This window comes from Amycolatopsis sp. SID8362, assembly GCF_010550475.1.
GTDB classification, from domain to species: Bacteria; Actinomycetota; Actinomycetes; order Mycobacteriales; family Pseudonocardiaceae; genus Amycolatopsis; species Amycolatopsis eburnea.
On the sequence record NZ_JAAGNB010001434.1, the window covers coordinates 1 to 10,879 of the forward strand.

Annotated in this window: 9 protein-coding genes, 1 tRNA gene and 2 pseudogenes; 9 read left to right on the plus strand and 3 right to left on the minus strand. The window is 69.9% G+C overall.

Annotated features, from left to right (window positions below):
- Positions 1-515: pseudogene (locus tag G3I65_RS44240) on the plus strand (DNA polymerase III subunit delta'); the annotation flags it as partial.
- 56 nt (positions 516-571) lie between these two features.
- Here G3I65_RS44240 and G3I65_RS44245 read toward each other — a convergent pair.
- Positions 572-2,236, minus strand: a complete 1,665-nt coding sequence (locus tag G3I65_RS44245; RefSeq protein WP_203612677.1) for a hypothetical protein — start codon at positions 2,234-2,236, stop codon at positions 572-574.
- Positions 2,237-2,369: 133 nt separating this feature from the next.
- Here G3I65_RS44245 and G3I65_RS44250 point away from each other — a divergent pair.
- A tRNA-Thr gene (locus G3I65_RS44250) sits at positions 2,370-2,443 on the plus strand.
- 234 nt (positions 2,444-2,677) lie between these two features.
- On the opposite strand, the gene G3I65_RS44255 is transcribed toward G3I65_RS44250, so the two are convergent.
- Positions 2,678-3,133, minus strand: a complete 456-nt coding sequence (locus tag G3I65_RS44255) for a GreA/GreB family elongation factor (protein WP_160701406.1) — start codon at positions 3,131-3,133, stop codon at positions 2,678-2,680.
- Between the two features lie 123 nt (positions 3,134-3,256).
- Here G3I65_RS44255 and G3I65_RS44260 point away from each other — a divergent pair, with 123 nt between their 5' ends.
- The 6 genes from G3I65_RS44260 (at position 3,257) to G3I65_RS44285 (ending at position 9,385) form a co-directional block, all read left to right on the plus strand.
- On the plus strand, positions 3,257-3,847 hold the full coding sequence (locus G3I65_RS44260; RefSeq protein WP_125308278.1) for a TetR/AcrR family transcriptional regulator: 591 nt from the start codon (positions 3,257-3,259) through the stop codon (positions 3,845-3,847).
- A gap of 103 nt (positions 3,848-3,950) precedes the next feature.
- Entirely contained in the window at positions 3,951-5,156 is a 1,206-nt protein-coding gene (locus G3I65_RS44265; protein WP_160701411.1) for a M14 family metallopeptidase, read from the plus strand.
- A gap of 28 nt (positions 5,157-5,184) precedes the next feature.
- Entirely contained in the window at positions 5,185-5,703 is a 519-nt protein-coding gene (locus tag G3I65_RS44270; protein ID WP_086853334.1) for a gamma carbonic anhydrase family protein, read from the plus strand.
- 33 nt (positions 5,704-5,736) lie between these two features.
- A complete protein-coding gene (gene rplK / locus G3I65_RS44275; RefSeq protein ID WP_160701407.1) occupies positions 5,737-6,162 on the plus strand; it encodes a 50S ribosomal protein L11 in 426 nt (141 codons plus the stop codon).
- A gap of 132 nt (positions 6,163-6,294) precedes the next feature.
- The gene (gene glyA, locus G3I65_RS44280; protein WP_125308273.1) at positions 6,295-7,563 is read left to right on the plus strand and encodes a serine hydroxymethyltransferase; all 1,269 of its coding nucleotides are present in this window, start codon (positions 6,295-6,297) and stop codon (positions 7,561-7,563) included.
- 166 nt (positions 7,564-7,729) lie between these two features.
- Positions 7,730-9,385 (plus strand): MDR family MFS transporter, encoded by a 1,656-nt coding sequence (locus G3I65_RS44285; RefSeq protein WP_160701408.1) that lies wholly within the window; start codon positions 7,730-7,732, stop codon positions 9,383-9,385.
- A gap of 50 nt (positions 9,386-9,435) precedes the next feature.
- Here the strand turns inward: G3I65_RS44285 and G3I65_RS44290 are convergent, their stop codons facing one another.
- A complete protein-coding gene (locus tag G3I65_RS44290) occupies positions 9,436-9,948 on the minus strand; it encodes an inorganic diphosphatase (RefSeq protein ID WP_160701409.1) in 513 nt (170 codons plus the stop codon).
- A gap of 176 nt (positions 9,949-10,124) precedes the next feature.
- Here G3I65_RS44290 and G3I65_RS44295 point away from each other — a divergent pair.
- Positions 10,125-10,879 (plus strand): annotated as a pseudogene (locus G3I65_RS44295) (D-alanyl-D-alanine carboxypeptidase/D-alanyl-D-alanine-endopeptidase); the annotation flags it as partial.

Below are 10,879 nucleotides of genomic sequence, written 5' to 3' on the forward strand. Positions count from 1 at the left end.
GCCGGGCCACCGTGCTGCGGATCCCGCTGGGCCTGCGCCGCCCCGGCGACGTCTTCACCTGCGCCGACCAGCTGATCAGCGCGGCCGAGGCAGACGCGGGCGAGGCGAGCAAGGGCCGCGACGAGGACGAACGCAACGAGCTGCGGACGGCGATGGGCGGCGACGGCGTCGGCAAGGGCGTCGCCGGCGCCAAGCGGGCCGCCGAAGCCGCGGTCAAGCAGCTCGAGAAGAAGCAGAAGTCCCGCGCCACCCGGACCCAGCGCGACACGCTCGACCTGGCGCTGGTCGACCTCGCCGGGTTCTACCGCGACGTCCTGGTGACGGCCACCCGCTCCGGCGCGACGCTCAACCACCCGGACCACGCGGACCAGATCCGCGAAGCGGCTTCGGCGTGGACGCCGGAATCGACGCTCCGCCGCCTCGAAGCGGTGCTGGAGTGCCGCGAGGCGATCGACCTGAACGTCAAGCCGCGCATCGCCGTCGAGGCGATGGTCACGACGCTGCGCCAGGGCTGAAACGCGAAGAACCCCGCCGGGAAAGCTCCCGGCGGGGTTCCTTCACTGCCTTCGCGTCACTCGCGCGGCCGCGGCGACGGCTTGAACGGCTTCTCCTCGACGGCGACGGCCAGCGGGCGACGGCGCGTCCCCGGCATCGCGGCCACCATCACGACGCCCAGCAGCAGCATCGCGGTGCCCCACCAGAACAGCGGCACGGTGTCGTACGCGCCCCCGGTGTAGGCGAGGTTCTTCACCGGCCCCTTCGGCGCCTGGCCACCCGCGGGCGGCGTCGACGTCGACCCGCAGACGACACCGCCGGTCGGCGCGTACGCCCGCGCGATCTGCTCCCCGAGCGACAGCTGGGCCAGCGAGGACGGCAGGTTCTTGGCCTGGTCGTCCGGCAGCAGGCTCTTGAGCTTGGTCGTCGGCAGCAGCTGCAGGTCGAACATCCGCGCCGACGCGCCCAGCTGGTAGCCCTTGAACGGCGTGGTCATGTTCGCGGACTTCTGGTCCAGCCCGGCGATGCTCAGCCGCAGCACGCCGAGGTCGAGCACGGTGCCCGTGGTGTTGCCGACCTGCTGGAGACCCTTGGTGAGCGTGGAGACCAGCCCGCCGACCACCGGGATGTCGTCGACCTGCCCGAACTGGTCGCTCAGTCCCTTCAGCGGCAGCCCGATCGGGATGTCCTTGGTCGGGTGCGCGGCGTCCAGCGTGTACAGCGTCTTGCCGCCCGCCGCGATGGTCAGCACCGGCGCGGTGTAGTCCACTTTGGACGTCTTGGCGTCGCCGGTCGAGGTCACCTTGAGCGTCGGCTGGCTGGCCACCTTGATGCTCAGCGCCAGCGGCGTGCCCTTGAGGATCTCGATGTCCGCGCCCTGCAGCGTCGACGTCGACTGCACGGCCTTGTTCTTCGACCCCGGGATGTCGACCAGCTTGACCTGCGAGCGCGACGACAGCGTGTTCGGCAGGCTCAGCAGCGAGCCGGTGCCGTTCGCCGCGGTCTGCCCGCCGCCCTGCAGCAGGCCACCGAGGCTCTGCAGGCCCTTGGTCAGATCGAACCCGCTCGCCAGCGAACCCGGGTCGAGCTTCGGCTTCAGCGCGTCCAGCCCCAGGTTCGGCATCGACGGGATGACATTCAGCAGCGACAGGCTCGCCACCGACGTGCTCGCGTCGGCGATGGTGTCGACGCACGGACCGAGCGTCTGGCTCCACCGCGCGTGCGCGCTCCCGTTCAGCACCCCGACGTTGAGCAGCGGGTTCGACGGCCCGTTCAGCCCACCGCTGATCGGCTGCGGGTTGTCCGGCAACGCGGTCTGCACGACACTGCCCGGCGTCTGCGGCGCGTTCCCGCCCACCGACAACCCGAACGGCGACGCCTGCGCGATCGACTTCTCGTAGCTCAGGTAGGCATCCGAGTTCGCCGACGCGCTCGACAGGCCCATGCCCGCCTCGAGCGCCGACTGCTTCGGCAAGGTGTCACCGAACCCGGGCAGGATCGTCTTCGTCGGCACGGCATTGGGCAGCAACCGGACGATCCCGAGCGCGGTCCCGGCATCCCCGACGGCCTGCCCCAGCGGCTGCGGCCCGATCGGCGCCGAGATCGGCGCCTGCCCGGAACTCGCCGGCTGCGGAATCGGCGTCGTCGGATAGGTGGGATCGGCATTCGCCGGCGCCGCGCTGAACAGCAACAACGCCGCGGCCGCCGGCAGGGCCACCGAACGGGGCAGTCTTCGCCGCATGTGCCAGAGCCTCCAGATAGGTCGACCGGTGAGTGAGACCGGCGTCATAGGGCCCTAACGACGGTCCCCCCGGAAAGTGACGGCACGAGCTTCCGCTACACTTGCTCCCGTCGCCAGCGCGAGCCGGAGACATGCCGCCTTAGCTCAGTCGGCCAGAGCGATTCACTCGTAATGAATAGGTCGGGGGTTCGATTCCCCCAGGCGGCTCGACAAGGTTGATGGCCCCTGCCCCTCGAGGGCAGGGGCCGTTTTCTTGTCTCGCGTGTCTTGCGGGGCTCCGCCCCGCACCCCGTCCGGCGGGCTCCGCCCCCGGCCCCCCGTCGTGGTTGCGTTCGGCGTGAACCTTGCGAAATTGTTTGGCGATACCACCCGGTCGGGTCAAGTTGGAGATGGCGAAGGCCCCCGGCTTGTGGCTGGGGGCCTTCGGAAGAGCGAGGGGCTTTACTTCGGCGGGGTCAGTTTCACGACCGTTGCCTTGGCGTCGCCGCGGGGGGTTCGGTAGGTGATCTCGTCGCCGGATTTGGCGCCTACCAGGGCCAGGCCGAGGGGGCTGTCTGAGGTGATCGCGTCGGCGTCCTCGCCGGGGACCGTGACGACCTGGAAGGTCTCTTCGTCGCCGTCCGAGAAGCGGAGGGTCACCGTGGTGCCGTCCGGGAGCTGGGCGTTGCCGTAGCCGCCGTGTTCCATCTTCGCGGCCAGGTCGGCGATCTGGCGGTCGAGCCGGGCGGCCGCTTCGGCACGGTCGATCACGTCCGCCTGGTCCGCCGCGTCGCCGGTGCGCTCCTGCTCGCCGGGTTGCGGCGCGAGGGCCTCCCGCTGTGCGCGCAAGTTCGCGATTTCCTTCTCCAGCTGGCTGCGCGCAGCCGGGCTGAGCCCCTTGTCCCCTGAGATCACCATGCCGCGCATTGTCCGCCGCGCGGACCGGGGTGGCCAATCCGGTTTTTCACCCGAAGGTCACCCGCGGGACGTCTGCCCTAGGATTCGGGCCTGTCGTCCGGAAAGAAGGTAACGAGAATCACCGTGAGCGCAGTCCCCGGTCGCAGCGACCGGCTCTCTCCCAACCAGCTGGCCAAGCAGGAACAGATCGTCGAAGCCGCGCGCGTGGTGCTCGCCCGCGACGGCCTCGCCGGGTGCACCGTCCGGGCGATCGCGGACGCCGGACCGCTCACCAAGAGCGCGATCCACTACTACTTCGCCGACATCGACGTCCTCATCGACCGCGCGATGGCCGCGCACATCACCGCCTTCGCGGCGGGGCTGCGCGAAGTGGCCGCGAAGCACGACGAACCGCGTCAACGGCTCTTCGCCGTGCTCGAGGAGTACCTGCGCGTCTTCGCCGCCAACCCGAACGCGGCGTTCCTCTGGTTCGAGTACTGGATCGCCGCCGGCCGGGCGCAGCACCCGCAGGCCATCGACGTCATGCTCACCTCGCTCGCGGAACTGCTCGCCGAGCTCCTCGCCCCGCTCGACGTCGACGACCCCCGGGCGCGCGCCCGGGCGCTGCTGTCGTACCTGCTGGGCACGGTCGTCCAGCAGCGGGTGCGCCCTCGGCCGTTCGCCACGCTGCGTGCCGACATCGAGGCGCTCTGCTTCGCGAACTACGGCCAGTAACGCCCAATAGATCCGTAGACGTACGGATTGCGCACTACGTCCGGCTCCGGCCAGGGTCGAGAGACCCCCGAGAGCAGGAGACGCTATGCGCCCACGAACGTGCCTGGCGGCGGCCGCGGCCGCCCTCTTGATGCTCACCACCACCGGCGGCGTAGCCGGTGCCCAGCCCGCCGGACCGCAGATCTACGAGGTGACCGGCACCGGCACCGCCCAGCAGCGCACCGAGGTCGCGCGGACCGGCGCGGACATCCTCGACGTCGAAGGCGCGACGACGACGATCATCGCCAACCCCGGCGAGGTGGCCCAGCTGCGCGCGCTCGGCTTCGGCGTCAAGGCGCTCGGGAAGGTGAACCGGCCGCAGGGCACCGAGACCGTCGAAGACTTCCCGGCCGGCTACACCGGCTACCACACGTACGCCGAGACGCAGACGGAGCTGCAGAAGGCCGTCGCGAACTACCCGACGCTGGCGAAGCTCGGCAGCGTCGGCACCTCCTACGAGGGCCGCGCGCTGTCGGTGCTCAAGATCAGCGACAACGCCGGGACCGACGAGAACGAGCCCGAGGTCCTCTTCACCTGCAACCAGCACGCGCGCGAGCACCTCACCACCGAGATGTGCCTCCGCATCGTGCAGCGGCTGACCAGCGGGTACGCCACCGATCCCGCGATCAAGCGGCTCGTCGACAGCGCCGAGATCTGGGTGGTCCCGAGCGTCAACCCGGACGGCTCCGAGTACGACATCTCCGGCGGCACGTTCCACAGCTGGCGCAAGAACCGCCAGGGCCCCGGCACCGACACCAACCGCAACTGGGGCTACAAGTGGGGCTGCTGCGGCGGCTCGTCGGGCTCGACGTCCAGCGAGACCTACCGCGGCACGGCGGCGTTCTCCGCGCCCGAGACCCGTGCCGTCTCGAACTGGGTGAACTCCCGCGTGGTCGGCGGCGTCCAGCAGATCAAGACGCACATCGACTTCCACACCTACTCCGAGCTGGTGCTCTGGCCCTTCGGCTACACCTACGCCGACACCGCGCCTGGCCTGACCGCGGCCGAGGCGCAGAAGTTCCAGTCGCTCGGCAGGCAGATGGCCGCGACCAACGGCTACACGCCGCAGCAGTCCAGCGACCTCTACATCACCGACGGCAGCGTCAACGACTGGATGTGGGCGACGCACAAGATCTGGAGCTTCACCTTCGAGATGTACCCGAAGGGCAGCAGCCCGGGCTTCTACCCGCGCGACACCCAGATCGGGCCGCAGACGACCCGCAACGACCAGGCTGTCGACATCATCATCAACGCGGCGATCACCGGCTGAGGCGCGCGGGGCGGTTTAGGGTCTGGGCATGCCTCTGTTCTCGTTCGAAGGGCTCAGCCCGCAGGTCCACCCGGACGCCTGGATCGCCCCCACCGCCACCCTCATCGGCGACGTCGTCGTCGAAAAGGACGCCTCGATCTGGTTCGGCGCGGTGATCCGGGCCGACTTCGGCCGGATCGTCATCCGCGAGGGCGCCAACATCCAGGACAACTCGGTGATCCACGTCAACGACGGCGTCTGCGAGGTCGGCAAGAACGTCACCGTGGGCCACCAGTGCCTGGTGCACGACTGCACGATCGGGGAGCAGGCGCTGATCGGCAACGGCTCGACGGTGCTCGACAAGGCCAAGATCGGCGCGCGGGCGCTGGTCGCGGCCGGGGCCACCGTCACGCCGGCGACGGAGGTGCCCGACGAGGTCATCGCGATGGGCAGCCCGGCGAAGAAGTTCGTCCCGCTGACCGACTCGGCGCGGATGTGGGTCGAGCACAACGCGGCGATCTACCAGGAGCTGGCCCGCCGGCACCGCGCGGGCACAAAACCGGTTTGACCCTCCAGTAACTGGAGACTCTAGCTTCGGGGCATGGCTCCGAAGAAGAAACTCACCCACCAGGTCACCCTGGAACTCACCGCGGGCAACGCCCCGGTCGTCGACCTCGGCAAGATGCTGGGGCAGACCGGGGTCAACCTCGTCGAGGTCAAGAAGGCCTACGACGCCTCGACGGCAGCGCAGCGAGGCGACATCGTGCCGGTCGTCGTCTCGGTGTTCGAGGACCGCTCGTTCGCGCTGCGGCTCAAGACGCCGCCGACGTCGTTCCTCATCAAGAAGGCGTTGGGGGACAAGGGTTCCGCGCGGCCGGGCCACGAGGTCGCCGGTAAGCTCACGACGCAGCAGCTTCGCGAGATCGCCGAGCGCAAGCTGCCGGACCTGAACACGTCCGACGTCGAAGCAGCGATGCGCACGATCGCGGGCACCGCCCGGTCCATGGGGGTCGCGGTAGTGGACTGAGGTGGGTGGGCACGGACTAGGCTCTTACGCGCAGCAGCGACTGGCGCCATCGAGGTGGAGCACCACCGGGAAGCGACGACGAGGCCGGCACCGCGCGCCTGGGTGAAGGCCACTCCAGAGCCGGAGTACGCCATGACACACCAGCCAGCACTGAACGCGCTGACCGCCGCCGACCCGCAGATCGCCGGGCTGGTCGAGGACGAAGCGAAGCGCCAGCACGACAAGATCCGCCTGATCGCGTCGGAGAACTACGTCTCGCAGGCCGTCCTCGAAGCGACCGGCAGCGTGCTCACCAACAAGTACTCCGAGGGCTACGCGGGCAAGCGGTACTACGAGGGCCAGCAGTTCATCGACCAGGTCGAGCAGCTCGCGATCGACCGGGCGAAGGCGGTGTTCGGCGCGGACCACGCGAACGTCCAGCCGTATTCCGGCTCCCCGGCGAACCTCGCGGTCTACCTCGCGTTCGCCGAGCCCGGCGACACCGTGCTCGGCATGGGCCTGCCCGACGGCGGCCACCTCACCCACGGCTGGGGCGTGTCCGCCACCGGCAAGTGGTTCACGCCGGTGCGCTACGGCGTCGCGAAGGAAACCGGCCGCGTCGACCTCGACCAGGTCCGCGACCTCGCCCGCGAGCACCGGCCGAAGCTGATCTTCTGCGGTGGCACGGCGATCCCGCGCACGATCGACTTCCCGGCGTTCGCCGAGATCGCCGCGGAGGTCGGCGCGGTGCTCGTCGCCGACATCGCGCACATCGCCGGGCTCGTCGCGGGTGGCGCGCACCCGTCGCCGGTCGGGCACGCGCAGGTCATCACGACGACCACGCACAAGACCCTGCGCGGCCCGCGCGGCGCGATGATCCTGTCCGACGCCGAGCACGCCAAAGCCGTCGACAAAGCGGTGTTCCCCGGCCTGCAGGGCGGCCCGCACGACCACACGACGGCGGCCATCGCGGTCGCGCTCGGCGAGGCGCAGCAGCCGTCGTTCAGCGAGTACGCGCACACGATCGTCGCCAACGCCCGCGCGCTCGCGGACGCCTTGCTGGCGAAGGGCTACGACCTGGTCTCCGGCGGCACGGACAACCACCTGCTGCTGATCGACCTGACGAACAAGGCGGTCGCGGGCAAGCCGGCGGCGAAGGCCCTCGACCGCGCGGGCATCGAGCTGAACTACAACACGGTCCCGTTCGACCCGCGCAAGCCGTTCGACCCGTCCGGCATCCGGCTCGGCACGTCCGCGATCACCACCCGCGGCCTCAAGCCGGAGCACCAGCCCCAGGTGGCCGACTGGATCGACCGCACGGTGACGGCGGCCGCGGCCGACGACGACTCCTCGCTCGACACGATCGCCGCGGAGATCCGCGAGTTCCTGACGCCGTTCCCCATCCCGGGCTACTCCGCCTGACGCTCCACCGAAGGGCGGCACTTTCGTAGGGAAAGTGCCGCCCTTCGGCGTGTCCGGGGTCACCGGAAAGTTGATTGCACCATACAAGCTTCTGGGGAATACTTGGTCGAGGCAAGTAGTTGAGGGGTACAAGCAACTACGCGGAGACTTCCCGAGGGAGACCACCATGAGCGACACCACCACGGCGGAAGGAGCAGCCGCTACGAACGGCAAACTGACCCACCGCCAGATCCTGACCGTCCTGTCCGGGCTGATGCTCGGCATGTTCCTCGCCGCACTCGACCAGACGATCGTTTCGTCCTCGATGCGCACCATCGCCGACGAGCTGCACGGCCTGTCCCTGCAGGCCTGGGCCACCACGGCGTACCTGATCACCGCGACGCTCTCGACGCCGCTGTACGGCAAGCTGTCCGACCTCTACGGCCGCAAGCCCATGTACCTGACGGCGATCTCGCTGTTCCTGGTCGGCTCGCTGGCCAGCGGCATGGCCACGTCGATGTACGAGCTCGCCGCGTTCCGCGCGTTCCAGGGCCTCGGTGCCGGTGGCCTGATGTCGCTGGCGCTGGCGATCATCACCGACATCACCGCGCCGCGCGAGCGCAGCAAGTACCAGGGGTACTTCATGGCGGTGTTCGGCATCTCGAGCGTCGCCGGGCCGGTCGTCGGCGGGTTCTTCGCCGGCATCGACACCTTCGCCGGCATCACCGGCTGGCGCTGGGTCTTCCTGGTCAACGTCCCGATCGCGCTGGCCGCGCTGGTCGTCGTCACCAAGGTGCTGAACCTCCCGCACACCCGCGTGGACCAGAAGGTCGACTACTGGGGTGCCGTCGCGCTGGCCACCGGCCTGGTGCCGCTGCTGATCGTCGCCGAGCAGGGCCGCGAGTGGGGCTGGGGTTCCGCCGCGTCGATCGCGCTGTACGTCGTCGGCGCGCTGGGCGTGACCGCGTTCGTCTGGATCGAACGCCGGATGGGCGACGCCGCGCTGCTGCCGCTGCGGCTGTTCAACCGGCCGGTGTTCCGGATGTCGACGCTGGTCACCGTCGTGCAGGGCGCCGGGATGTTCGGCGCGATGATGTCGCTGCCGCTGTACCTGCAGATCGTCAAGGGCGCGACGCCGACCCAGGCCGGCCTGCAGATGCTGCCGCTGACGCTGGGCATCATGTCCGCGAGCATGACCAGCGGCCGGATCATCTCGAAGACCGGGCGCTACAAGATGTTCGCGGTGGCCGGGATCGGCCTGATGGCCGCGGCGCTGTTCGCGCTCTCGACCATCACCGTCGACAGCTCGCTGGCGCTGGTCATGGTGATCGCCTTCGTGATCGGCCTCGGCCTCGGCGCCTCGATGCAGACGCTGGTGCTGGCCGCGACCAACGACGTCCGCCCGCAGGACATCGGCGTCGCCACCTCGGCGGCGACGTTCTTCCGGCAGATCGGCGGCACGGCGGGCACCGCGGTGTTCCTGTCGATCCTGTTCGGCACGGTCGGCGACCGGATCGCGAACGCCATCCGCTCGGCGCTGACCAGCCCGGCCTACGTGTCGGCGCTGGCCCAGAACCCCGCGTTCGCGCAGCAGATGAAGAGCGGCGCCCTGGACGTCAACGACACGTCGTTCCTGTCCACGCTCGACCCGACGCTGGCCCGGCCGATCCTGCAGGGCTTCGCCGAGTCGATGAGCACGGTGTTCCTGGTCGGCGGGATCGTGCTGACCGTCGGGTTCGCGCTGGTGTGGTTCCTCAAGGAGAAGCCGCTCTCGGACAAGTCCGCGATGGAGCAGCGCGCGGAGGCCGAAGCGGACGCTCCCGCCCTCGCCCTGGCGCACTGACCGCGTGAAAAGGCCCCCTCGGGATCTCCCGAGGGGGCCTTTTCACGGGCTCAGTGGCCGCCGTTGGCCTCTTCCTTGGCCAGGCGGTCGGTCTCGCGCTCGTACGAGCGGGCGATCTCGCTCTCGGCCTCGGTGCGGCCGACCCAGGACGAGCCTTCGACGCTCTTGCCGGGCTCGAGGTCCTTGTAGACCTCGAAGAAGTGCTGGATCTCCAGCTTGTGGAACTCGTTCAGGTGGTGGATGTCGCGCAGGTGCTCCAGGCGCGGGTCGTTCGTCGGGACCGCGAGGACCTTGTCGTCCGGGCCCTTCTCGTCGGTCATCCGGAACATGCCGATCGCGCGGCAGCGGATCAGGCAGCCCGGGAACGTCGGCTCCTGGACGAGGACGAGCACGTCGAGCGGGTCGCCGTCCTGGCCGAGGGTGTCGTCGATGAAGCCGTAGTCGGCCGGGTACTGCGTGGCCGTGAACAGGGTCCGGTCCAGCTTGATGCGGCCGGTCTTGTGGTCGACCTCGTACTTGTTGCGCTCCCCTTTGGGGATTTCGATCGTGACGTCGAACTCCACGGCGTCCTCGCTGCTTCTTTATAGATCCGGGCGTGCCCGCCCGTCGCGGGCGGCAACCTTCATGACTGTCTTGACGTCTCCTAGTGTGGACTACGCCCTGCCGCGGGTCCGCACGGATGTCGGCCACGCGGCATGTGACCTTGGCCCCTTCCGGGGCAGGTGAGAAGGAGTGGTGGGTGCCGGAAAACGACCAGCCGATGTGGCCTTCGTCGGACGAAGACCGCTCGTCGTCGGGCGCGCGGAAGACCACCCCGATGTCCCTGCCCGACCCGCCGGCGAAGCCCCCGGAGGGGTCCGGCGTGCCGAAGGTCACAGGCAGCGACGCCCCGAAGGGGTCGTGGTTCGCGCCGAACGTCGCGCCCGAGCCGGTCCCCGGGCTCAACGTGCCGGCCGAGGAGCCGCCGCCCCCGCCACCGCCCGCCAAGCAGGACCTCGCCGACCGGCTCGGCAGCCGGGAGCCGAAACGGCCGGCCGACGCGGGCACCGAGTACATCCGGGCCACGCCGCCGGTCGCGGAGAGCACGCAGTTCATCGAGGTCAAGCAGCCCGAGCAGGCGCCCGTCGTGCCGGTCGAGCGCGACGTCTGGCCCGCTGAACAGCAGGAACGCCGTGAGGAGCCGCAACAGCAGTGGCGTGAGGAACTGCAGTTGTGGCGGGAGGAACAGCAGCGCCGCGAAGAGCAGCTGAAGCGCGCTGACGCCCAGCGCCGTGAAGAGCAGCGGCCGGAAGAGCCCCAGCAGCCCTGGGACCAGCGCATCGAGCTGCGGGAGAACCGCGGTGGTGATCGTCCGGCGGAGCCGGGGGACCGGCGGTCAGGTCTGGCGTCGGAGGCGCCTCGCGGTGGTGAGCGTTCGGCCGAGCCCGGCGACTGGCGACCAGGATTGCCGCCGGAGCCGCCCCGCGGCGGCGACCGCCCGGCCGAGCCGGGTGA